Below are 21,827 nucleotides of genomic sequence, written 5' to 3'. Positions count from 1 at the left end.
CCGGGCGCGCGTAGTTGCGTAGAGGGAAGGGGGGAGGGATCAGTCGCGGACCGGCACCCGCTCCTCGCGCGCCTCCTGTCCCTCCTGTACAGAGTCGGACTTGGCGACCAGGATCGTCGTCTGCTGCGTACGCTGCTTGCGCAGACCCGTGGCCGTGATCAGCAGGCCGAGTACCGCGATCGCCGTCACCACGATCAGCCCCGTGCGGTAGCTGTCGAGGACGGCTTGCGGAGAGGCGTCGTCGGAGGCGCTCGCGGTCACGACGGCCGTGACGACCGCCAGGAAGATCGCGCCGCCCACCTGCACCGAGGTGTTGAGCAGGCCTGAGACCATGCCCTGCTCGTGGTCGTCCACGCCGTTGGTGGCCTGGATGTTGAGCGAGGGGAAGACCAGGGCGCAGGCGACGCCGATCAGGAGCATCGTCGGCAGGATCACCGCCGCGTACACGGGGTTGAGGTCGATGTTCAGGAACAGCGCGTACGCGATGACCATGCTGGCGAAGCCCACCGGGATCAGCCGCCGCGTGCCGAACCGGTCGACGACGGCTCCCATCTTCGTGGCGGACAGCGCCACCAGCGCGCCCGCGGGCAGGAAGGCGAGCGCCGTCTCCAGGGCCGACCAGCCGAGCAGCGTCTGCAGATACAGCGTGGCCAGGAACTGGAAGCCGATGTACGAGCCGAAGAACGTCATCGCGCCGAGCTGGGCCCGTATCTGGTTGCCGGAGCGCAGTACGCCGAGCCGGACCAGCGGTCCAGCCGAGCGCTGTTCGATCCGGACGAAGACCGCGAGCAGGACGGCGACGGCGAGGAACGAGAGCAGCGTACGGGCCGATGCCCAGCCGACCTCCGGGGCCTGGACGACGGTGAAGACGAGCAGCAGCATCGAGGCCGTGCCGATGATGGCGCCGGGGATGTCGTAGCCGTTGTGGTTCTTCTCGCGCTCGCTGCGCGGGAGCAGCTTGAGGCCGGCGATCAGGGCGATGATCGCGATCGGCGCGGGCAGCAGCATGGTGAGGCGCCAGCTGGCCTCGGTGAGCAGACCGGACAGGACGAGGCCCATGGAGAAGCCGGTGGCGGCGCAGGTGGTGTAGATCGAGAGGGCGCGGTTGCGCAGCGGGCCCTCGGCGAACGTCGTGGTGATGATCGACAGGCCCGCGGGCGCGGTGAACGCCGCGCTCAGGCCCTTGATGAAGCGGCTGGCGATCAGCAGCGGGCCTGAGTCGACGAGCCCGCCGAGCAGCGAGGCGAGCGCGAACACGGCCAGGGCGACCAGGAAGACCTGGCGGCGGCCGAGCAGGTCGGCGGTCCGTCCGCCGAGGAGCAACAGGCCGCCGTAGCCCAGGATGTAGCCGCTGACGACCCATTGCAGGGCCGAGGTGGAAAGGTCGAGTTCGGAGCCGATGGACGGCAGGGCGACGCCGACCATCGATACGTCCAGCGCGTCCAGGAACATCGCGGCGCAGAGCACTAGAAGGGTGCCCCACAGGCGAGGTGTCCAGCGTTCCTGGGTCGCGGAATCGGGGAGCGGAGAGGTCATGCGCCACACACTACATGCGCATGCATTCAATGCAAGCGCATTTAATTCGGATGCAACAAAGCCCGATTTCTGCTACGGTCCGGCGTCATGGCGGCTGCGGAGAACGTTGAGCAGGGGCTCGTCGACCAGTGGCGCGACCTCCTCGCGGTGCACGCGCGCACCGTGTCCGAGCTCGACCGCGCACTGCATCAACACGGCTTGTGCGCCAGTGACTTCGAGGTGCTCGACGTGCTGGCAGGCTGCGCCGCGGCCGACGGCGCCGGTGCGTATCGCGTCCAGGAGATCGCCGAGCGGGTCCATCTCAGCCAGAGCGCACTGTCCCGGCTGATCGGCCGGCTCGAGAAGGACGGTCTGGTGGAGCGCTGCATGTGCCCGCAGGACCGGCGGGGCGTACGCGTCTCGCTCACGCTCGAGGGGCGCGCGCTGCACGGCGACGTACTGCCGGTGCAGCGCGCGGTGTTGGGGCGGATGCTGGCGGCCGGTCCGGGCGACTGATCATCGGCGCGCGGGTCAGCTTCAAGTGACCCCCGACTTCTCGCGCCACAGCGTCGCGAGGGAGGAGTCTCCCCTCACGCCCGGGAAGGGCCGACGGTTCCACAGCGACAGGTAGAGCTCGGCCGCCGGGCCCGTCAACTCGCTGTCGGCGCCCGCCAGTTCGCCCCGCTCGCTGACCGGCGGCTCGGCTGACAGCCGTACGGTCCACACGGCGTCGGTGTCCTCGGCCCGCACCCTCAGCACGCGCGGCACCTCCGTGCGCACCGCGCTCTTCTTGCGGGCGTGGAAGCCGAAGAGCAGCTCGTCGATCCCGTCGATTGCGAAGTCGACGGCGATCGGGCTCGGGGTGCCGCCGAGCGCCGACTCCGCGTCGTACCGGTGCACCGTCGTCTCGTGCGCCTGCCTCCGTGCCCAGAAGGCGAGCGGTGAGGGTGCGGGCAGGAAGCTCCAGCAGTCCACGTCGGCGGGGGCGCCCGCGAGCGTGTCGACCAGCCGCCGGTGGCCCTCGCGGAACCAGGTCATCAGCTCCGTACCGTCCAGATCCGGCAGGCCCTCGTCGGGGTGGTACGAGGTGTGTCTCTCGGCGACGAACGCCGTCGCCCAGCGGTGCACCATGCCCGTGTGCCGCACCAGGTCCCGCACCTGCCAGCCGGGACAGGTGGGCACCTTGGCGTCGGTCCCGGCCTCTTCGGCGGCCGTCGCCAGCAACTTGCCCTCGGTGTCGAGGGTTCCGATGAACTGCGCAGTCTCCATGCGGTGAGTCTGCCGGATGGAGTGCGGTCGAAGGGAGGAGATTTACCCCGGTCCCGCGGGCGGAGCGGCTCGGCCAGTAATCGGCTGTGCCGGGCCCCGCATGATCAATAGCCTTGAGCGGTCTGCCGGTTGACGCTTCAAGGAGTCCCCCCACGTGACCACCGCACCGGACCTGCCCGACATCCTGTCGCAGGAATTCGCCGAAGACCCCTATCCCGCCTACCGGATCATGCGCGAGAACGCCCCGCTGATCTGGCACGAGGCCACCCAGAGCTACATCGTGTCGCGCTACGAAGACGTCGAACGGATCTTCAAGGACCGCGACGGACAGTTCACCACCGACAACTACGTATGGCAGATCGAGCCCGTGCACGGCCGGACGATCCTGACGCTCAGCGGGCGCGAACACGCCGTGCGCCGGGCCCTGGTGGCCCCGGCCTTCCGCGGCCGTGACCTGCAGGAGAAGTTCCTGCCCGTCATCGAGGACAACGCCCGGGCCCTCATCGACTGCTTCCGTCACACGGGAAATGCCGATCTGGTCGCGGACTTCGCGACGCGCTTTCCCGTGAACGTCATCGCCGACATGCTCGGCCTGGACAAGGCCGACCACGACCGCTTCCACCGCTGGTACACGTCCGTGATCGCCTTCCTCGGCAATCTCGCGGGCGATCCGGAGGTCGCCGCGGCCGGTGAGCGCACCCGCGTGGAGTTCGCCGACTACATGATCCCGATCATCCGGCACCGCCGTGACCACCTCGGCGACGACCTGCTGTCCACGCTGTGCGCCGCCGAAGTGGAAGGCGTGCGCATGAGCGACGAGGACATCAAGGCGTTCTGCAGCCTGCTGCTCGCGGCGGGCGGGGAGACCACGGACAAGGCCCTCGCGAGCATCTTCGCCAACCTGCTCGCGCATCCCGAACAGCTCCAGGCCGTACGGGAGGACCGCTCACTGATCGAGCGGGCCTTCGCGGAGACCCTGCGGTACACCCCGCCGGTCCACATGATCATGCGTCAGTCGGCCGAGGAGGTGGAGCTGAGCGGCGGCACCGTTCCGCCGGGAGCCACGGTGACCTGCTTGATCGGCGCCGCAAACCGGGACCCCGCCCGCTACCGGGAGCCGGACCGCTTCGACATCTTCCGCGACGACCTGACCACCACGAAGGCATTCTCCGCAGCGGCCGACCATCTGGCGTTCGCCCTGGGCCGCCACTTCTGTGTGGGCGCCCTGCTGGCCCGCGCCGAGGTCGAGATCGGCGTCAACCAACTCCTCGATGCCATGCCCGACCTACGGCTCGCCGATGGTTTCCAGCCAGCCGAGCAGGGCGTGTTCACCCGGGGACCGCAGGCGCTGCCGGTGCGCTTCACCCCGGCCACGCACTGAGCCCGGCCCGCATGACGTGCCCGTACGACAGGCTCGTACGGGCACGGCCGGGGTCTCACCGCAGAATCGGCGTGAACTCCACCGGCAGTGACGTCAGCCCCCGCATCCAGATCGACGGCCGCCACACGAGCTCCTCCGGCTCCACCGACAGGACGACGTCGGGCAGACGCTCCAGGAGCGTCTCGACGGCCGTGCGGGCGATGACGTCGGCGAGCAGCGGAGCCGGGTAGGGGCAGCGGTGCTCGCCGTTGGAGAAGGACAGATGGGCGCCGTTCCCCTCAGCGCCGACATGGCCCTCGGGCCAGATCTGCGGATCGGTGTTCGCCGCGGCGAGCCCGAGGACCAGGCAGTCGCCCGCCTTGATCCGGCGCCCGCCGAGCAGGGTGTCGCGCACCGCCCAGCGGCCGATGAAGTTCTGGGTGGGCGTGTCCAGCCAGAGCACCTCGGTGAGGGCCTCACCGACGCTGACCCGGCCGCCGGAGACGTTCAGCGCGAAACGGTCGTCGGTGAGCAACAGCCGCAGCGTGTTGCAGATCCAGTTGGCGGTGGGCTGCTGGGCCGCCGCGACGACCGAGATCAGGTCCTGGACGATCGCGTCGTCGCTCAGCCCCTCGGGATGGGCCAGCATGCGGGAGACCACGTCCGCGCCGGGCTCAGCCCGCTTGTCCTTCACCAGCTGCTGAATGCGTTCCTGTACGCGCACATACGCGGCGACCGGATCCTCGCCCTCGCCCGTGTCCAGGGAGATCCGCAGGTCCCGTACGAGATCGTCGGTGTCCGTGCTGTGGGCCGACATGCCGCACATCTCCACCGCGGCCCGCATCGCCAGAGGGTGTGCGTACGTGCTCATCAGCTCGGTCTCGCCGCTGCCAGTGAAGGCGTCGATGAGCTGGTCGGCGATCCGCGCGCAGTTGACGCCGAGCTCGAACTGGTCGACGCCCTCCAGGGCCTCGGTGATGACACCGGCCCGCCGCTGGTGCTCGGCGCCCTCCGTGAACAGCACCGAGGGCTGGTAACCGACGAAGGGCAGCAGCGGCCAGTCCGCGGGAATGTTCTCCCACTGGTTCCAGCGCCGCGAGTCGCGGGCGAAGAGCTCGTCGTGGGCGGTGACGAACGAGACCTCCGGGTAGCCGAGAACCAGCCAGGCGGGTACGTCCCCGTCCAGCAGTACGGGCGCCACGGAGCCGTGGATGCGGCGCAGCTCCTGGTACAGCGCGGCGGGCGTCTGCTGGTACTCCAGGCCGCTCAGCGGAACCGCGTCCGCGTGCGCCGGGCAGCCCGAAGTGGTCCGCTTCGGGTCGGCGGGGCGCGGGTCGAAGCCGGTCGCGTCGTCGTTCATGGGGTCATCTCCCGGGCCATGGCCAGTTCGTAGAGGTGGTCGACAAGACTGATCAGGACGTTCTTGCCGGACGAGCGGACCCGTGCGTCGCAGTCGATCAGCGGTACGTGCTCGGGCAGCGCGAGTGCCTGGCGTATCTCGCTCAGGGAGAAGGCGTTGGTGTCGTGCTCGAACCGGTTGACCGCGACGACGAAGGGCGTCCTGTGGTGCTCCAGGCGGTCGATCGCGTACCAGCAGTCGCTCATCCGCCGGGTGTCCACCAGGACGACGGCGCCCAGCGTTCCCGCGAAGAGCCGGTCCCACAGGAACCAGAAGCGCTCCTGGCCCGGGGCGCCGAACAGATACAGAACCGTGCGCTCGCTCAGGCTGATCCGGCCGAAGTCGAAGGCGACGGTCGTCGTGGATTTGTCGGCCAGACCTGCGGTCCGGTCGATGCCGACACCGGCCTCGGTCATGACCTCTTCGGTGTTCAGGGGCCGGATCTCGCTCACCGAGCGGACCAGCGTGGTCTTGCCGACACCGAAGCCGCCCACCACGACGATCTTGAGCCCGGTCTCGGCCGTGGCGCTGAGCGGCGTACGGGCAGGGGGCTCAGAGCGTGTGGAGGGCTCAAAGCTTACGGAGTCCATCGAGAACCTCCAGCAGGAGAGCGGATTCGGGCAGGGCGGCCGCCGCCGATGCGGGCCGAGGATGGCGAGCGGTGACCTTCGCCATCGCCAGCAGGTCGCCCACCAGGATCCGGACGACCGTCACCGGCAGCCGTAACTCGGCGGCGATCTCGACCACGGCGGCCGGGCGACGGCACAGCTCCAGGATCCGGACGTGCTCGGACTGCATGCCCCGAGCGGGCTCGCACTCGCTGACGATCAGCGAGACGAGGTCGAGATCGTCGGGAGCTTCGCTGCGGCCCCCGGTGATGGTGTACAGCCGGTCCGGGTCCCCGGTGTCGACCGGACGTCGGCTCATCGGGATCAGCTCTCCTCTGTCGGGTCCATCGGGTCGCGGGCCTCGGCACGCAGGTGCTCGCCGATCCGCTCCACCAGGTCGGTCATGTGGTGCCCCACCACACCCGGGTCGGCGCCGTCGTCCGCGACAACCGCGAGGTGCGCTCCCTGCCCGGCCTCGACGATGAACAGCAGCCCGCCGTAGAACTCCGTCATCGAGTGGCGTACGCCGCCGCTGCCGTCGCCGAACTCGACCGAGGCGCCCTGCGCCAGGGCCTGCATCCCGGAGGCGATGGCCGAGAGCTGATCCGCCTGATCGACGCCCAACTGCTGGGTCCAGCACAGCTTCAGCCCGTCGCGGGAGAGCACGAGGGCGTGCCGGGTGCCGGGGGCGCGCTCGAGAAGACCTTCCAGGAGCCAGGTCAGTGTGGTGTCAGTGGTCTGCATGGGTGGGTGAAGAGCAGGTGATCCGTTGAGGCCCGGCCACCGGCCCTTTCCTCCAATCTCCGGTCTGTGGCGGGTCGGGGCGCCCGGTCGAGGCGTCCCGCGAGAAGAAGGGCCGGGCTCAGTCGGCGTCGTGCGGGTCGGTCGGGTCGGCCGTTTCGGCCGGTTCGGCGGCTCGGGCCGCCTCCTCGGCTGCCGCGGCCTCACCGGCCGCCGCGGCGAGGCGCGCACGGTGGAAGGCGCCGAAGCTCTTGCCGGCGTCACGGGCTGCGGGTCGGCCGCCCGCCGGGCGTTCCCCGGGGGTACGGACACGCTCGGCTGCCGCCATCGTGCGACCTGGGGGACGTACCGGGAGGCCGTTGGCGGTCACCGAACCGTTGTCGCCGGTCGGGGCGGAAGGGGTCGGCGGGGAGGCGGCGGGTGCGGGGGCCGGTGTGTCCGGCATGCGCGAACCGGCCCGTGCGGAGGGGGTGTTGGGTGTCCGCGGACTGTGCGGTGCGGCCGGAGTGTCGGGCATCGGCGAAGCGGCTGGTGTGTCCGGCGTCCGCGAACCGGCCGTCGCGGCGGGGGCGTTGGGCGTCCGTGAACCGGCCGGTGCGGCCGGAGTCCCAGGCGTCCGCGACCCGTCCAGCGTGTCCGGCGTCCCAGGCGTCCGCGACCCGTCCAGCGTGTCCGGCGTCCGCGAACCGCCACCCGATGCCGCACGCCGCCTGTCGCCCGCCCGCGCCTCGGTGCCCCCGGCGCTCGCCGGCATGCGCTCGCGCGGTCGCGCCGACGGGTCGTGCAACGGGGGCTCCACGAGTGCCGTGCGCTGCTGGGCGAGCAGTTGGGCCGGCAGGTGTACGACGACTCCGGTGCCCCCGCGGGAGGAGGGGCGGTAGCTGACGGAGATGCCGTACTTGACGGCGAGCCGCCCGACGACCGCGAGCCCCAGCCGAGTCCCCTGGAGGGAGGCGAGGTCGCTCATCGCGCCCGACACCGCCTCCTCGGCGCGTCGCAGCGCGGCGTCGGCCATCTTCAGGCCGCTGTCCTCGATGGTGACGACGATGCCGGCGGAGCGTTCTTCCACATAGACGTGGACCTGGTCGATCGGCGCGGAGAAGCTGGTCGCGTTGTCCATCAGTTCGGCCAGGAGGTGCATCACGCCCTCGGCCGCGAACCCGGCCACGGCGGCCTTGCTGGCGCAGTTGAGGCTGACCCTGCGGTACGCGGCGATCCGGCCCACGGCGCCGCGCAGGATGCTCTCCATCGGGATCGGCTTGTTCCAGGAGCGGCTGGCCCGTCCGCCCATGAGCAGCGCCAACCGGTCGGTGAGGAGGCCGAGTTGGGAGGTGCTGTGGTCCAGCTCGAGCAGGTCGCCGAGGACCGCCTCGCCGTGCCGGTCCTGCATCTCCCGCAGATCCGCCAGGATGCCCACGGCCTGGGCCTGCACCCGGCTCAGCGCCTTCGCACTGGCGGCCCGGGCCGCCGCGGAACGCCGCTCGCTGACCGCGAGTTCGCGTATGCCGGCGTCCACCAGCTCGCGCACGACGGTGCTGGAGAACTGGGACAGCCGCAGCTCCGCGCGGACTGTATCCAGTGAGGCTCCCTCGCCCAGTCTCCGTACCGCCGTGGGCAGGATCTGCGACGTCGCCTTCTGCAGATCGCGGGTGACGGCCTCCCAGGCCCGTACCGCCTGCTCGCGCTCGCCGTCCGCCCTGGCCGCGCGCCGCTGCGCCGCGCCCAGCGCCTCCGTCACCGCGTGCTGCACAGCCCTGAGTTGAGGCTCCGTCGGCTGCCAGGCACTGGCCGATCCCATTGCGGCGGACACGGGACCGCTCGTGGGGTCCTCGATCGCCGAGGTCAGCTCCGGGAGCACCGCGCCGGCCAGGTACTCCGCCTCGGAGCGGCGCCGCGCCGACTCCGCCATCGACCTGTCCACCTGCGAGGTGAGCTTGCGGTGCAGCCGAGTGGCCGCCGCGGCGAGCAGGACGAGGCAGCTGCCCGCCCCCACGACTGTGCCCGCGACCCAGACGCGTGCGGCGTCCGGTGCGGCGAGTACGAGAGGAGTGCCGACGGCCGCGGTCACCACCGCCGAGGCGATCGGCAGAAGCCGCCATGCCGACCTCTGGCGTGGACTGGACGCGTCGGGATGTGCCATGCCGCGATCCTCGATGTTTCTCGGGGGTGATGTGCGTGCCGCGCACGCGTGGGAGGGTCAACTCGCCCCTGTGCCACGGCGGTTGAACTGCGAACCATGCTAACCACGCGTTCTGGCCGGAAGCCGGGCCTCCACATCGCCCACACATGCTGAAAACAATTCGACGCATTCTGAGCCCCGGCGGACGTACCTGTGCTAAGCACGGACCGACGGCACTTCGCCTTCGAATCCCCCTGAACACCCCCCAGCCAGGGGTGCAGCAGACGTTTTCGGCATGCCTCTATACACGCGATAATTACGGGGAATTCCGGCGGAAGCATGCCGACCGGTGGTGCCGAATTCACGTGACGGCAATCGAACTTCAGCCATTTCCCGTGACGATCGAGACGACCGACGGGAAACGGGTCGTCGGGGGTGCGGACGTCAGCGCTCCGCCGTATGACGTGTCGTCACGCCGATGAGGGCGGCGACCGCCGCCAGCGCCGCCACGCTCGTGAGGGCGATCGGCAGGGAGAACCAGTCCGCCATGAAGCCGATCGCGGGCGGTCCCAGCAGCAGACCGCCGTAGCCGAGGGTGGACGCGGTCGCGACGCCGCTGGGGCCCGCCAGGGCGCCGGCCCGTTCGATGGCCACCGGGAAGATGTTGGCGAGGCCGAGCCCGGTGACCGCGAAGCCGATCAGCGTCGCCCAGACCGAGGGGGCGAGCGACCCGAGCAGCATGCCGCCGGCGGCCAGGGCGCCGCCGGCCACCACCGTCCGGGTGCGCCCGAGCCGCTCCAGAAGCGTCGTACCGCTGAGCCGGCCGATCGTCATGGCGAGCGCGAAGCAGGAGTAGCCCGCCGCGGCGACGCCCGGGTGAGCGTCCAGGTCCTGCTCCAGGTGCAGTGCTCCCCAGTCGGCCAGGGCGCCTTCGCCGTACGCGGTGCAGAGGGCGATCAGGCCGAAGACGGTCACCAGAGTGCGGGTACGGGCGTTCAGGCGGCGCGGTGCGCGTTCCTGGACCTGCCCGCCGCCCGGCGGCACCGGGGCCTCGTACCGCAGCAGGGTGCGTCCCGCGACGCCTGTCACCGCCAGGCCGATGAACGTGAGGCCGAGCAGATGGCGCGTGGGGGACAAGGAGCCCGCGACCAGTCCGCCGAGCCCCGCACCGATCATGCCGCCCAGGCTGAAGGCCGCGTGGAAACTGGGCATGACCGGTCGCCGCAGTGCCGCGACCAGGTCGACGGCGGCACTGTTGAAGGCGACGTTGATCCCGCCGTAGGCGGCGCCGAAGACCAGCAGCACCGCGCCCAGTGCGGCTACGGAGTGCGTCAGCGGCGGCAGCGCGACGCTGAGCGACAGCAGGACGCCGCAGAGGACCGTCACCGGGTGGCTGCCGAAGCGGCGGCAGAGTCGTCCGGTGAGGATCATCGTGACCACAGCGCCCGCGGAGACTCCGAGGAGCGCGAGTCCGAGCTCGCTGGCGGAGGCGTTCGTCTGCTCCTTGATGGCGGGGATACGTACGACCCACCCGGCGAAGATGAAGCCGTCGAGGGCGAAGAAGGTGGTGAGGGCGATACGGAGTCGGGCGAGGTCGTTGTCGCTGCCCGGCACGGCGTTGTGCGTTCGGGCTTTGTTTATTTGCGGCACAAAGTCAGGCTAGGTGGGGTGGGTGGCTGGGGCAAGGGCGTTGGTGACCGTCTGGTCGCCAGGGGCTTCGGGCCCTGCGAGGCAGTGGCCTCTGCATTCGACGGCGGGCGGGCCCGGTACGCGCAGGACTGGACTGGTGCCGCACCCTCGGCCATGGTGACGTCCCATTCCATTCCGCACCGACGTCGACTTCGCGTACTGGCCGCTCGTCGGCTGGCACGAGAACCGCACCGGCAACGGCTGGGCGTTGCCGGCCCGGAGTGAAACCCGGTTCGCGTGCGGCGGGGGAGCGGTCCGCGGCCGCCACCGGCGTCGTGCGCGGGCTCCTTCACGGCGGGGCCCGTCCAGACCGCTTGAATGTCGGCCATACCCTCAGGGGAACGGTTGTGCGCGGGGGCTGTTGAGCGTTCGTACCCTTGCACCGCGGGGCACAGCAACCGCGTACCGTGGAGGCATCACAACCGGAGGTCACGCACATGTCCGCGCTACCGCACGAGCCGAGCCCGCAGGCCGATTCGGATCCGCAGCGACTCGAACACGCCGAGGGTCCGCAGACGCTCGGCGAGTTGCGCGCGGCGCTCGCGGTGATCAGCCCCGGGGTGTTGACGGCTTTCAATGCCCGGCTGGACGCCGCGACCTTCGGTGAGGAGCACGCCGAGGTCATCGCCAAAGCCCGCCGCACCGTGGCGTTCTCGAACCGCGCCGAGATGACGCCCCTCGCGGACCCCATCGACGAATCGGCCGCGGCGCAGCCGGCCGAGGATCCGTGGGCCCACCTCGACGTACGGGACAGCTCCTAAGCGCCAGGTCACAGACCGGATCTCGCGGGATCTCGCCTCAGCCGGTCTTCCCGCCTCCTCCGCCGCGAGCAGATGCAACGGCAGTCGGACCCGCTCCGCGCATCGCTCCATGCCGGTAGCGCGGGTCACCGGCGGGGGAACTCGGCGCGCACCCGGGCCGGTTCATCGGCGGGGACAGGGAACGCCGTCCCCGTCCGTCCCAGTCCCCGTGCGCGGGCCGGGGCCGGGGCGGGAAGGGCAGTTTGCAGTCGGACGAGATCGATCAACTTGGTGCGGAGAGGCTGTTGGTGTGGAAGGGCAGGCAGCAGGCGTGCCCGGGCGGGCGGCCCGACGATCCGCATCGTCAGCCGTGCTGCCGCCCCGTCAAGGAGGCGAGCCCGTCCTCCAGGCCCTGACGGAACGCTGACCGCCGTTCCTCCGGTATGTCGAGCAGCAACCGGTCCTCCAGCTTCTGCACGGCCGGCGCGCATGCCGCCAGCAGTTCCTCCCCCTCCCGCGTCAGCCGGGCCTCCATGATCCGCCGGTTCCCCGGGGCATGGGCGCGCTCGATCAGCCCGCGCTCCTCCAACGCCCGCACCATCTCGTGCATCGTCTGGGGCCTGACGAAGGAGCGGCGGGCCAACTGGGCGGAGGAGAGCCCGCCGCGGTGCTGAAGCACGGTCAGGGCCGTGTACTGGAACGTCGTCAGCCCGTACGGCCGCAGGGCCTCGTCCATGAAGTGGCGGATGGCCAGTTCGAGTTGCTTGACGAGATAGATCGTCAGCGGGCCCTTGTGGCCCTCGGGGTCCGGATCGGGATCCGCACCAGGTGCCGGCCCCGCACCCGGCGCCGGCCCCGGATCCCGATCGGCTGCCTCCGCCATCGTGCGCACCTCTTGCTCGGTCGTCGGGGAGGTCGGGCGAGGCCGTCGTCGAGGTCAGACGACCGGTGTCTTCACCCGATAGCCGACAGGTAGTAGTTCCAGGTCACGTCGGCGAGCCACGGTACCCCACAGACCATGGGGCATCCACAACGTCATTCCGATGGCGAGGGCGCCGAGCCCGATCAGGTACCAGGTGCCTCCGGTGTCCCCGAACCAGTCCTGCACCAGGAAGAACACGATCGCTCCGATGATCGGTCCCTCGAAGGTGCCGAGGCCGCCGATGACCACCATGAAGATCATGTACGCGGACCAGTGGACCCCGAAGATGGAGTCCGGCTGCACCCGCAGGGTGTTGGCGAGGGTGAGTCCACCGGCCGCGGCACCGCCCACCGCCGCCAGGACGAAGACCAGCCGCTTCGCCGAGGTCACCCGTACCCCGACGGATGCCGCGCCCACCGGGTCGTCGCGGATCGCCTCCAGCGAAGCCCCCAGCCTGCTGCGCAGCAGCACGAACACGGACAGCAGCAGCGCACTCATCAGCGCCAGGGCGAGCCAGTACACCTGGGCCTGCCGCACCGCCGGATCGGTGGCCGACAGATCGGTGAGCGAGCGGCCGGAACCGCCGCCCAGCGAAGGCGTGTTCACCACGACCAGCCGGAAGAACTCCGCGATCGCCCACATGCCGATGGCGAACTGCCCACCGGTGAGCCGGAATGCGAGCAGCGAGGTGGGTACGGCGAGGGCACCGGCGAGCAGGGCCGACAGGACGACCGCGACGAAGGGGTTGACGCCCCGGTCGACGAAGAGGAAGACACCGTACGCGCCGAGACCGATGAAGCCCTGCTGGCCGACGGAGACCAGACCGGCGTAGCCCGCCAGAGCGTTCCACATGGCCGCGATGATGACGAGGACGAACAGGGTCGTCAGCTTCGCGGTCACCTCAGGGGTGAAGACCAAGGGCGCGAATGCCAGGACGAGAAGCAGGGCAGCCAGAGCACTCGAGGCCGTACGGGAGACGGGGGTCCATCGGTGGATGGTCGAGGGGGCGGTGGTGGTAGCGGGGGTCACCGGTGGTGCGGTGGTCATGTGCGGCTCCTTCTCATGCCGAGCAGTCCCTGCGGACGGAAGGCCAGGACCGCGAGGAACACCGCGTGTCCGGCGATGATGGAGAAGCGCGGATCCACCTGCGCGCCGACCGTCTGGGCGACGCCGAGGACCATGCCCCCCACGAGCGTCCCCCACAGCGAACCGAGCCCTCCGATCACGACGACCTCGAAGGCGAACAGCAGCTGGGTCGGCCCCATGGACGGGCTGAACGACGACCGCATCGCGAAGAACGCTCCCGCCAGACCGGCGGTGGCGACGGCGATGGCGGCGGCCCAGGCGTACACCCGGCGGCTGTCGACCCCGACCAGCTCGGCGGTGTCCGCGTCGGCGGCCGTGGCGCGGATCGCCCGGCCGATTCCCGTACGGGCCAGCAGCAGTTGCAGCCCGCCGAGCAGCGCGACCGCCACCACCACGGTCAGCACACCGAGATACGGGATGCTCACCGACGACCCGAGCTGGAGACCGGCCGTGGACAGCGAACCGACGTTCAGGGAGCGGGAGTCGGCGCTGAAGATCTCCAGCAGTACGTTCTGCAGCACGATGGCGAGACCGAAGGTGGCCAGCATCGACGACATCCCGCCCGTGCGCAGCGCCCTGCTGAGGATGCCCCGCTGCAACGCCACTCCGACCAGGCCCATCACGGGCAGGACCAGCAGTACCGCGAAGAACGGGCTGATGCCGACGGCGGCGGCCAGCACCGCCACCAGGAACGCGCCGAGGACCGCGAGGTCGCCGTGGCTCAGGTTGACGGTCCGCATGACGCCGAACATCAGGGAGAGGCCGCAGGCGAAGAGCGCGTAGACACCGCCGAGCATCACGCCCTGCACGATGGCGTTGATCCAGTTCATGCCGGCTCCTCCTGCACGGTTGCGGCTGCGGCGCGGCTCAGCCCGAAGTACGCCTCGACCACCTGTTCGCGGGTGACGTCGCCGGCGGGTTCGTCCAGGACGACGCGGCCTTCGAGCATGCACAGCACGCGCCGGGCCACCCCCAGGGCGCGGCCGAGGTCCTGCTCCACCAGCAGCACCGTCGTACCGCCGGAGAGGATCGTGCCGAGCGAGTCGTAGAGGGTGTCGACCATGACGGGCGCGAGGCCCAGCGAGACCTCGTCGAGCAGCAGCAGCCGGGGGTTGGTCATCAGCGCCCTGCCGATGGCCACGGCCTGCTGCTCGCCGCCCGACAGGTTGCCGGCGCGCCGCTTCAGCAGCCCGTCGAGCAGCGGGAAGGCGGCCACGACGGCTGCCAGGTCCCATGGTCCGGGGCGCCGTACCCGGGACGCGACCAGCAGGTTCTCCTCCACGGTGAGGTCGGCGAAGAGCCGCCGCCCCTCCGGGACCAGCGCGATCCCGCCTGCGACACGGTCGTGTGCCCGCCGGGCCGTCACATCCACACCGTCCAGGCCGATACGGCCCTCGGCCGGCTGGTGTGCTCCGGCGACGGCCCGCATCAGGGTGGACTTTCCGGCACCGTTGGCCCCGACCACCGCCACGACCTCGCCCTCGTCCACGGCGAAGGAGACGTCGCGGACGGCGCGCAGCAGCCCGTGCCGTACTTCGAGATTCTCGACCGTCAGCAGACTCATGCCGCGCTCCCGAGGTACGCCTCGACGACCCGGGGATCGGACATGACGGCGTCCGGTTCGCCCTCGGCCAGGACCCGGCCCTGCGCGAGACAGACCAACCGGTCGATCACCCGCAGCAGCGCGTGGATGACATGCTCGATCCAGACGATGGCGATGCCCTCGGCGCGCAACTGCCCGATGGTGGCGATCAGTTCGTCCGTCTCGGCGTCGGTGAGACCACCGGCGATCTCGTCAAGGAGCAGTACCTGCGGATCGGTTGCCAGCGCCCGCGCCATCTCGAGCCGCTTGCGCTCCAGCAGGGTGAGCGCGGCCGCGGGCCGGTTGGCCTGGCCGAGCATGCCGCAGCGCTCGAGTACGCCGAGCGCGTGCTGCTGCGCGGCCCGACGCCGGTGCGTACCGCCCTGCACCGACGCGACCAGCACGTTCTCGTAGGCCGTCATGCCGGTGAAGGGGCGCGGCACCTGATGGGAGCGCCCGATACCGCTGCGACAACGACGGTCGACCTTCCAGCGGGTCACGTCCTGCCCCTGAAAGGTGACGCTGCCCTCGGAGGGGGCCTGCGCCCCGGAGAGGATGTCGAGCAGGGTCGTCTTTCCGGCGCCGTTCGGGCCGACGATGCCGAGGGCCTCGCCGGGGGCAAGGGTGATGTCGATGCCTTCGAGGACGACCAGACTGCCGAAGCGCCGGTGAATGCCGTTCGCCGAGAGCACCGGCGGGGCGGGGGAGGCCGCCCCGGCGGCCTCCCCTGTGCCCACGGTCATCGGCTCAGCGGAGGGGCTCAAGTTCGCCTCCCAGCGGGATGTCGCCGAAGCCGCCGTTGTCGACGATGACCGGCTCGACGGCGAACTTGCTGCCCCCCGTTGCCTTGCGCCACTGCGCCATGACCAGCGGCTCCGTGGACACGTTCTTCACCGGCCCCGACGTGAAGTCCAGCGGCCCGGCGACGGTGGTGAGCTTGGCCTTGCCGAGGGCGGCCGCCAGTTCCGTACGGTCCTTGGGGTCGGAGGTCGCCTTCAGTGCGTGGACCGCGACCTCGAAGAGCGCCATGTTGGACCCGATGACCTGGTTCCACTGCTTGCCCGTCGACTTCTCGTAGTCGTCGGCCAGTTGCTTGGCGGTCTGGTCGGTGAGGGTGGAGGTGTACGGGAACTGGGGCGACCACCAGAAGCCGGCGCTGAGGCCGTGTCCGAGCGAGCCGAGCGCCTCGACCTGGGAGGGGAGGAGACCGGTCTTGGCGATGGACGCGATACGCGGCCGATAGCCCTGCTGCCGGGCCTGCTTCCAGAAGGTGGCGAAGTCGGGCGGCAGCGGGAAGGTGTTGAAGATCTCCGCGTCCGCCTTCTTGAACGCCGCTATCTGTGCCGAGTAGTCGTTCGTCCCGTCCTCGTACGCCCCCGGGTCGACGATCCTGAACCCGCTCTTCTTCAGCTGCGGTCCGAGCCCCTGCCGGATCGCCTTGCCGTCGGGGTCGTTGGGCCACATGACGCCGACCCGCCGGTTGGTCTCCACCCCGCCCTTCGTCCACAGGGAGACGTACGCGGCATGGATCTCCGCGACGCCGATGAAGAAGTGGTAGGTGTACGCGAACGGCTTCTCGGGGGTGGCACCGCGGCCGAAGTACCAGGCCTCCCACGGCACGGCGGTCGACAGACACGGGATCTTGGCCGCCTCGCACGCGTCGGCGACGGGGTTGACCGTCTCCGGCGTGGAGGTGACGAGCATCAGATCGATCTTCTCGCTGTTGATCAGATCGCTCGCGACCTGCGCGGCCGTCTGCGGGTTCGACTGACTGTCGCGGTCGACGATCTCGACCGAGTACTTCTTGCCGCCGATCTTCAAACCGTCCTTGAAGGTGGCGCGCAGCTTCTTCAGCAGGAACGCGTTCGGCTCGCCGAAGCCCGCGGCCGGGCCCGTGCTGGGCGAGACATAGCCGATCCGGAGCACCGTGTCGGCCTGCGCGGCGGACTCCTTGATGCCGCCACACGCGGTCAGCAAACCGCCTGCGGTGAACAGCCCGGCGGCTCCGGCCGTCCCCCGGATAATGGATCTTCGGGACAAATTGCCGTTCGCGGGTGTGCTGATGGGCGCGCTCATGAATGCCTCCGGGCACTTCGAGGGAGCGGAGCTGAGGGTGGTGAAGCTGCTGAGGAAGCCGGAACGGGCGGCTGAAGCCGCTGGGGGAAGCCGTGGCCGGCAGCAGAAAGCGGTGGCGGGTTCCTTCGCGTCCCGGTAGGGCCGGGCAACGTGCCCGGATATCAGGAACCCTGATGATGGCCACGATGATGCACGCGGCGACGCCGGATGACAAGGGTGTTGCCGAGACATCTCGGACGCACTCCTCGGGGGCCGCCCATCCGGCCCCTCGGGGGAGAGGAGTTGCCGCGACGGCCTTGACGCGGCTTGTTCGCAGGCGTATTTGTTTCGCAGGTTTCCTGATATTCGTCCCGAGTGGACCGCTCGTGACGCATGCCTCGGGTTCGAGCGTTAAAGGTGCTCGAGACAGCGGACGACCTCACCGAGCGGGAGAACTCATGCAAACGGCGCCGGACGAGGAGTCCGGCGCCGAGTAGAACGCCTACCTGGGAGGCAAGGGATGTCAGGGGCCTGCCGGCCCTGTGGCTGCAAGTCGGAGAGGGCTGATGCCGGACAGGTCGTGGGCGGTCACGCTGTTGCGGTCGGCGACCGAGCGGCCGAGGGCGTGGTGCGGCCACAGGCCCCCGGCCACGCGGCGGCTGCGCTCGGTCCATTCGCGGGAGGGTGCGCTGCTGGTCTTGTAATGGTTGAGCGCGTAGCCGCCGGAGTGGATACGGAGCAGACAGAAGCCGCCCGGATAGTCCTTGACGGCGCTGACCTCCTGCAGCGTGACGTGCGGGGTCTGCGGCAGGACGGTGCGCTTGTTGCGGTGGGTGTGGCCCGCATGGTGGAGGAAGACACCGGGCGCGGCGGCGTAGGCCTCCAGGATGGAGCGGGCCTGGCGACGGCCCAGGCGCTGACCGCGGGCCACCGGGAAGGCGGAGTCCCGTACGGTCAGCGGATGGTGGCCGAACACGATCGTGGGCTGCTCCCTGTGCTCCCTCAACCGGGCCCGGAACCAGGACAGTTGCTCGGCACCGAGCCCACCCGCGTCCGCGCCGTTGCCGCGCTTCTCGTAGGTGTCGAGCCCGATGATCCGTAGCCCGCCCAGGTCGCGGGCGAAGTACGCTGGCCCATCGCCGCCGAGGAAACCGTCGCGGAAGGCGTCGCCGTCGCCGTCGCGGTGGGGCCGGTCGTGGTTGCCGCGTACGACGAAGTAGTCCTGCCCATGGCTGCCGAAGCCGTCCAGGATCCGCTTGGCCTCGGCCAGGTCATGCAGCGCACCGCCGGCCGAGATGTCCCCCGCGGCCAGCAGCAGATCCGCTCCACGCCGCCGGGCCTCCTCCACCAGGGCGCGGCTCATGATCTCCGGATACGGAGCGAGCCCCGGCTCCTGCGCCACCCCGCGCATCAGCGGTACGCCGGTCATGAGACCGGAGGTGGTCTCCCCGATGTGGAGGTCGTTGCAGAGCGCGATCGACAGCAGGTGCCGTCCCGGCGGGGGCTGCGGTGTGGTGAAGGAGTACGTGCCTCCGCTCCAGCCGAGCCCGTAGAGGTTGGTGCCGACGGCGTTGCCGCGCACGAGGTGCAGGGGTGTGGGTTTGGCCGCCCGGCCCCGCGAGCGGGCCTGGTAGTAGTACGTCTGCCCCGGCTCCAGGCCCGTGAGCTCCACCTGGTGGTGTGCGGTGGGGCGGTCCTCCGCCGCGCTGCGGTCCAGCCGGGAGGGGTGGGTGCCGTAGACGACTTCGCCCTCCGTGACGGCGGGGAGCATGTGGCCAAGCCCGTCGTCGGTGCCGGGTATCCCCGTGTACCAGGTGATGATGGCGCGGTCCTCGGTCAGGGTGACCAGTTCCAGATTGACGGCCGCCAGGGTGTCGGGGTGGTGACGGCGGTTCTTGTGCGCGGAGCCGTGCAGTGCACCGGCGGCGGCCCGCAGCAGAGCGGGGGCGAAGAGGGCACCGGACCGTAGAACTTCGCAGGGGGAGGGCAGGGCCGACAGGGCCGCGAGGGGAGCGGAGAAACAGCAGCGCATGACTGAGTATGTGCCCGCGTGCGGTGAACGCCGACCGTTGTGCCGGGGGCGGAGCCGGGTATGGAGTGCGACATCTCCGCCCGGATGCCGACTTGTTGGATCTTTCTCCGCGCTTCGCGCTTCGCGCGCGCAGACCCAACAGCGTTGCGAAGCAAGGAGTTTGGCGGGACCTGGAGAGTGCCTCCCTCGCGCGGAGGTGGAGCGGCGCACCGGCGAGCAGGCCGCGCCGCGCACCCGGACGTGTTTTTCGCCACGTGGTTGCCCCGGGCCATGATGAGCGTGGGCAGCCGCATGCCGCGGCCGGCCATGAGCTGCCGTACGCGATTGGGTTGTTGGAGATGATGCCGTAGGTTCCCGGAATCCCGGCAGGCGCCGGAGCCGACCCGGTCACGAGCCGGGCCCCGTCACGAGCCGGCGGCCGTCTCCGGGCGAGGCTGCCGATAGGGCTTCACCGCGCGGCGTGCGATGGCGAAGCGGTGCGTCTCCGACGGGCCGTCGTAGATCCGGAACGGCCGCACCTCCCTCAGCAGGCGTGCCAGGGGGGCGTCGGCGGCCGAGATGCCGAGTGCTCCGCAGATCTGCACCGCCCGGTCGACGACCCGGTTCACGGCCTCCGCCACGAAGGTCTTGGACACCGATGTGAGTTGTGCGGCGGCCGCGGAGCCGGTGTCCAACTCCCAGGCGGTACGCAGGATCAGGGCGCGGCTCGCCTCGATGTCGATCTCGGAGTCGGCCAGCATCTGCTGCACCATGCCGAGGTCGCCCAGCACGGAGCCGAACGCCATCCGGGTGCCTGCCCGCTCCAGCGCGACGTCCTGGGCGCGACGGGCTGCTCCCAGCCAGCGCATGCAGTGGGTCATACGGGCGGGGCCGAGCCGGACCTGGGCGTTCTCGAAGCCGCGGTCCACGGCTCCGAGCACCCTGTCGTCGCTCACCACGCACTCCTCGAAGGCGAGTTCGCTATGCCCGGCGAAGATGCTCTCGTCCAGGGTCTCGATGTCCCGGACGACGCGCATGCCCGGGGTGCCGGCGTCAACCAGGAACATGGTCGCGCCGCCCGGGTCGCCGGGCCTGCCGGACGTGCGGGCCATGACGATCGCGAAGCCGGCGCCATGAGCTCCGCTGATGAACCACTTGCGCCCGTCGATGCGCCACCCGCCGGGGACCCGGGTCGCGGTGGTTCGCAGGGAACGGGGATCGGCGCCCGCGCCCGGAGCCGGTTCGGTCATCGCGAAGCAGGACCGCACCTCGCCCGCGGCGAGCGGCCGCAGGAAGCGGTCCTTCTGCTCCTCCGTGGCCACCTTCTCCAGCAGATGCATATTGCCCTCGTCCGGAGCGGCGCAGTTCAGCGCCAGGGGGCCCAGCAGCGAGTACCCGGCGGCCTCGAACACCACCGCCTGTCCGCGCAGGTCGAGCCCGTGCCCGCCCCACCGCGCCGGCACGTGCGGCGCGAACACGCCTGCCTCGCGGGCGCCTTTCTGCAGGGTGTCGCGCAGGGCCTCCGGAGCGTCGTGCACCGACCCTCCGCACTCGCGCTCGGCCGGGATGACCACCTCGCGTACGAACTCCGCGGTGGCGGCGGCGAGTCGGGCGACAGGTGGATCGACATCGAACTGGATAGGCACGGTTCCTCCTGCCGACGGGCTCCGGGCACCGATGCCCGTCGCGTCCTAGAAACTGTACAGCGTCTTCAGTATCTTGCTGGGTGGCGCTCGTCTTGAGGAGCGTGGGATCTGAGGAGCGCTTGATCTGGGGGCACTCGGCCCGGCGGTCCTCGACGACGGAAGAAGACCCTTATGAGCACCCAGCCGGTCCGTGTCGTCCGTCACCCCGACGGAGTCGTCGAGCTGAGGCTGGAGGATCCCGGGAGAGGCAACGCCCTGGACCTCCCGACGGCCGAGGCGCTGCGGGACGCAGCCGTCGAGGTGGCCGCCGATCCGGGCGGCGCGGTTCTGCTGCGGGCGGCCGGCGCCGCCTTCTGTGTGGGCGGTGACCTGCGTGCCTTCGCCGGCCGGGGCGAGGACACGGGCGCCTATGTGCACGCCGTGGCGACCGCCGCACATGCGGCGGTGCGGACTCTGTACGAGCTGCCGGTCCCCGTGGTGACCGCCGTGCGCGGCGCCGCCGCGGGCGGCGGGATCGGTCTTGCCCTGGTCGGCGACATCGTCCTGGCCGCACGGTCGGCGCGCTTCCGGCTGGCCTACACGGCGATGGGGCTCACCCCGGATTGCGGGGCCACCTGGCTTCTGCCGCGCCTGGTGGGCCCCCGTCTGGCGACTGACCTGGTCCTCACCAACCGGGTTCTCACGGGCGACGAGGCCGAGCGGCTCGGTCTGGTCTCCCGGGCCGTCGAGGACGACGAAGTGGACGAGGCCGCGTACCGGACCGCCGCCGAACTCGCAGGTGGGGCGGGTGAGGCACTGCGCGCCGCGAAGCGCCTGCTGCGTGACGGTGCCGAGGGCGGGCTGAGTCGTCACCTCGACGAGGAGGCGCGGCTGATCGCCGGCCTGGCGGGGAGCGACGAGGCGCAGGCGCGGATGACGTCGTTCCTGGCCCCGCGGGTTCGTGCACGGGTGGGCAGCGGCCAGTCCGCGCCCGGCAGTCCGGAAAGTGTTTCTTGATTCCCTCTTCACTAACCCCTCCGTCGGAGCGTAACCTCCGGGCAACACAGAACTGAGGACCGGGCGACAGCACCGGGGAAATGGTGTGG

General features: G+C 70.6%; 20 protein-coding genes. 4 read left to right on the top strand and 16 right to left on the bottom strand.

What is annotated here, in order from left to right; genetic code table 11:
* Window positions 1-39: 39 nt before the first annotated feature.
* Window positions 40-1,536 carry an MFS transporter gene (locus OHT21_RS01460; RefSeq protein WP_328766284.1) on the bottom strand — a complete coding sequence of 499 codons (1,497 nt, stop codon included), beginning with the start codon at window positions 1,534-1,536 and terminating at the stop codon, window positions 40-42.
* Between the two features lie 87 nt (window positions 1,537-1,623).
* Between OHT21_RS01460 and OHT21_RS01455 the strand changes: the two genes are divergently transcribed.
* Complete coding sequence (locus tag OHT21_RS01455; protein WP_165338131.1) at window positions 1,624-2,031, top strand: MarR family winged helix-turn-helix transcriptional regulator; 408 nt, start codon at window positions 1,624-1,626, stop codon at window positions 2,029-2,031.
* A 21-nt stretch (window positions 2,032-2,052) separates the two neighbouring features.
* On the opposite strand, the gene OHT21_RS01450 is transcribed toward OHT21_RS01455, so the two are convergent.
* Window positions 2,053-2,784 carry a maleylpyruvate isomerase family mycothiol-dependent enzyme gene (locus OHT21_RS01450; RefSeq protein WP_328766281.1) on the bottom strand — a complete coding sequence of 244 codons (732 nt, stop codon included), beginning with the start codon at window positions 2,782-2,784 and terminating at the stop codon, window positions 2,053-2,055.
* A gap of 154 nt (window positions 2,785-2,938) precedes the next feature.
* Between OHT21_RS01450 and OHT21_RS01445 the strand changes: the two genes are divergently transcribed.
* Window positions 2,939-4,165, top strand: coding sequence for a cytochrome P450 (locus OHT21_RS01445; protein WP_328766279.1), 1,227 nt, complete (start codon window positions 2,939-2,941; stop codon window positions 4,163-4,165).
* A gap of 55 nt (window positions 4,166-4,220) precedes the next feature.
* Here the strand turns inward: OHT21_RS01445 and OHT21_RS01440 are convergent, their stop codons facing one another.
* From OHT21_RS01440 to OHT21_RS01415, 6 genes are all read right to left on the bottom strand, one after another.
* Window positions 4,221-5,504 carry a cytochrome P450 gene (locus tag OHT21_RS01440; protein ID WP_328766278.1) on the bottom strand — a complete coding sequence of 428 codons (1,284 nt, stop codon included), beginning with the start codon at window positions 5,502-5,504 and terminating at the stop codon, window positions 4,221-4,223.
* Window positions 5,501-6,133 carry a GTP-binding protein gene (locus tag OHT21_RS01435; RefSeq protein WP_328766277.1) on the bottom strand — a complete coding sequence of 211 codons (633 nt, stop codon included), beginning with the start codon at window positions 6,131-6,133 and terminating at the stop codon, window positions 5,501-5,503. The genes OHT21_RS01440 and OHT21_RS01435 overlap by 4 nt, the downstream gene beginning before the upstream one ends.
* The gene (locus tag OHT21_RS01430; protein ID WP_328766276.1) at window positions 6,114-6,470 is read right to left on the bottom strand and encodes a DUF742 domain-containing protein; all 357 of its coding nucleotides are present in this window, start codon (window positions 6,468-6,470) and stop codon (window positions 6,114-6,116) included. Before OHT21_RS01430 ends, OHT21_RS01435 begins: the two co-directional genes overlap by 20 nt.
* Window positions 6,471-6,475: 5 nt before the next feature.
* Entirely contained in the window at window positions 6,476-6,895 is a 420-nt protein-coding gene (locus OHT21_RS01425; RefSeq protein ID WP_328766274.1) for a roadblock/LC7 domain-containing protein, read from the bottom strand.
* A gap of 118 nt (window positions 6,896-7,013) precedes the next feature.
* Window positions 7,014-9,032, bottom strand: a complete 2,019-nt coding sequence (locus OHT21_RS01420) for a sensor histidine kinase (protein ID WP_328766273.1) — start codon at window positions 9,030-9,032, stop codon at window positions 7,014-7,016.
* 423 nt (window positions 9,033-9,455) lie between these two features.
* Entirely contained in the window at window positions 9,456-10,625 is a 1,170-nt protein-coding gene (locus OHT21_RS01415; protein ID WP_328773930.1) for an MFS transporter, read from the bottom strand.
* Between the two features lie 512 nt (window positions 10,626-11,137).
* Here OHT21_RS01415 and OHT21_RS01410 point away from each other — a divergent pair.
* Entirely contained in the window at window positions 11,138-11,461 is a 324-nt protein-coding gene (locus tag OHT21_RS01410) for a hypothetical protein (RefSeq protein WP_328766272.1), read from the top strand.
* A 343-nt stretch (window positions 11,462-11,804) separates the two neighbouring features.
* Here the strand turns inward: OHT21_RS01410 and OHT21_RS01405 are convergent, their stop codons facing one another.
* The 8 genes from OHT21_RS01405 to OHT21_RS01370 form a co-directional block, all read right to left on the bottom strand.
* A complete protein-coding gene (locus OHT21_RS01405) occupies window positions 11,805-12,323 on the bottom strand; it encodes a MarR family winged helix-turn-helix transcriptional regulator (protein WP_328766271.1) in 519 nt (172 codons plus the stop codon).
* A gap of 54 nt (window positions 12,324-12,377) precedes the next feature.
* Window positions 12,378-13,409 (bottom strand): branched-chain amino acid ABC transporter permease, encoded by a 1,032-nt coding sequence (locus OHT21_RS01400; RefSeq protein WP_328766270.1) that lies wholly within the window; start codon window positions 13,407-13,409, stop codon window positions 12,378-12,380.
* Window positions 13,406-14,278, bottom strand: a complete 873-nt coding sequence (locus OHT21_RS01395) for a branched-chain amino acid ABC transporter permease (protein WP_328766268.1) — start codon at window positions 14,276-14,278, stop codon at window positions 13,406-13,408. The genes OHT21_RS01400 and OHT21_RS01395 overlap by 4 nt, the downstream gene beginning before the upstream one ends.
* Window positions 14,275-15,012, bottom strand: a complete 738-nt coding sequence (locus OHT21_RS01390; RefSeq protein ID WP_328766266.1) for an ABC transporter ATP-binding protein — start codon at window positions 15,010-15,012, stop codon at window positions 14,275-14,277. Before OHT21_RS01390 ends, OHT21_RS01395 begins: the two co-directional genes overlap by 4 nt.
* On the bottom strand, window positions 15,009-15,773 hold the full coding sequence (locus OHT21_RS01385; RefSeq protein WP_328766265.1) for an ABC transporter ATP-binding protein: 765 nt from the start codon (window positions 15,771-15,773) through the stop codon (window positions 15,009-15,011). Before OHT21_RS01385 ends, OHT21_RS01390 begins: the two co-directional genes overlap by 4 nt.
* Before the next feature lie 4 nt (window positions 15,774-15,777).
* Window positions 15,778-17,106, bottom strand: coding sequence for an ABC transporter substrate-binding protein (locus OHT21_RS01380; protein WP_328766264.1), 1,329 nt, complete (start codon window positions 17,104-17,106; stop codon window positions 15,778-15,780).
* A 502-nt stretch (window positions 17,107-17,608) separates the two neighbouring features.
* Window positions 17,609-19,117 (bottom strand): metallophosphoesterase family protein, encoded by a 1,509-nt coding sequence (locus OHT21_RS01375; protein WP_328766262.1) that lies wholly within the window; start codon window positions 19,115-19,117, stop codon window positions 17,609-17,611.
* Window positions 19,118-19,521: 404 nt separating this feature from the next.
* Window positions 19,522-20,742, bottom strand: coding sequence for an acyl-CoA dehydrogenase family protein (locus tag OHT21_RS01370; protein ID WP_328766261.1), 1,221 nt, complete (start codon window positions 20,740-20,742; stop codon window positions 19,522-19,524).
* 171 nt (window positions 20,743-20,913) lie between these two features.
* Between OHT21_RS01370 and OHT21_RS01365 the strand changes: the two genes are divergently transcribed.
* The gene (locus OHT21_RS01365) at window positions 20,914-21,738 is read left to right on the top strand and encodes an enoyl-CoA hydratase/isomerase family protein (protein WP_328766260.1); all 825 of its coding nucleotides are present in this window, start codon (window positions 20,914-20,916) and stop codon (window positions 21,736-21,738) included.
* The last annotated feature ends 89 nt before the right edge of the window (window positions 21,739-21,827 follow it).

This window comes from Streptomyces sp. NBC_00286 (assembly GCF_036173125.1).
Classification (GTDB): domain Bacteria; phylum Actinomycetota; class Actinomycetes; order Streptomycetales; family Streptomycetaceae; genus Streptomyces.
The sequence above is the reverse complement of the archived record's forward strand: the minus strand, read 5'-3'. Positions and strand labels throughout refer to the sequence as shown.

Bases quoted from the DNA above. Each gene is read 5' to 3' on its own strand.
- OHT21_RS01385 (WP_328766265.1), bottom strand. From the start codon at position 15,773: ATGACCGTGGGCACAGGGGAGGCCGCCGGGGCGGCCTCCCCCGCCCCG.
- OHT21_RS01365 (WP_328766260.1), top strand. From the start codon at position 20,914: ATGAGCACCCAGCCGGTCCGTGTCGTCCGTCACCCCGACGGAGTCGTC.
- OHT21_RS01395 (WP_328766268.1), bottom strand. From the start codon at position 14,278: ATGAACTGGATCAACGCCATCGTGCAGGGCGTGATGCTCGGCGGTGTC.
- OHT21_RS01435 (WP_328766277.1), bottom strand. From the start codon at position 6,133: ATGGACTCCGTAAGCTTTGAGCCCTCCACACGCTCTGAGCCCCCTGCC.
- OHT21_RS01390 (WP_328766266.1), bottom strand. From the start codon at position 15,012: ATGAGTCTGCTGACGGTCGAGAATCTCGAAGTACGGCACGGGCTGCTG.
- OHT21_RS01420 (WP_328766273.1), bottom strand. From the start codon at position 9,032: ATGGCACATCCCGACGCGTCCAGTCCACGCCAGAGGTCGGCATGGCGG.
- OHT21_RS01410 (WP_328766272.1), top strand. From the start codon at position 11,138: ATGTCCGCGCTACCGCACGAGCCGAGCCCGCAGGCCGATTCGGATCCG.
- OHT21_RS01405 (WP_328766271.1), bottom strand. From the start codon at position 12,323: ATGGCGGAGGCAGCCGATCGGGATCCGGGGCCGGCGCCGGGTGCGGGG.
- OHT21_RS01430 (WP_328766276.1), bottom strand. From the start codon at position 6,470: ATGAGCCGACGTCCGGTCGACACCGGGGACCCGGACCGGCTGTACACC.
- OHT21_RS01440 (WP_328766278.1), bottom strand. From the start codon at position 5,504: ATGAACGACGACGCGACCGGCTTCGACCCGCGCCCCGCCGACCCGAAG.
- OHT21_RS01455 (WP_165338131.1), top strand. From the start codon at position 1,624: ATGGCGGCTGCGGAGAACGTTGAGCAGGGGCTCGTCGACCAGTGGCGC.
- OHT21_RS01460 (WP_328766284.1), bottom strand. From the start codon at position 1,536: ATGACCTCTCCGCTCCCCGATTCCGCGACCCAGGAACGCTGGACACCT.
- OHT21_RS01450 (WP_328766281.1), bottom strand. From the start codon at position 2,784: ATGGAGACTGCGCAGTTCATCGGAACCCTCGACACCGAGGGCAAGTTG.
- OHT21_RS01380 (WP_328766264.1), bottom strand. From the start codon at position 17,106: ATGAGCGCGCCCATCAGCACACCCGCGAACGGCAATTTGTCCCGAAGA.
- OHT21_RS01425 (WP_328766274.1), bottom strand. From the start codon at position 6,895: ATGCAGACCACTGACACCACACTGACCTGGCTCCTGGAAGGTCTTCTC.
- OHT21_RS01400 (WP_328766270.1), bottom strand. From the start codon at position 13,409: ATGACCACCGCACCACCGGTGACCCCCGCTACCACCACCGCCCCCTCG.
- OHT21_RS01375 (WP_328766262.1), bottom strand. From the start codon at position 19,117: ATGCGCTGCTGTTTCTCCGCTCCCCTCGCGGCCCTGTCGGCCCTGCCC.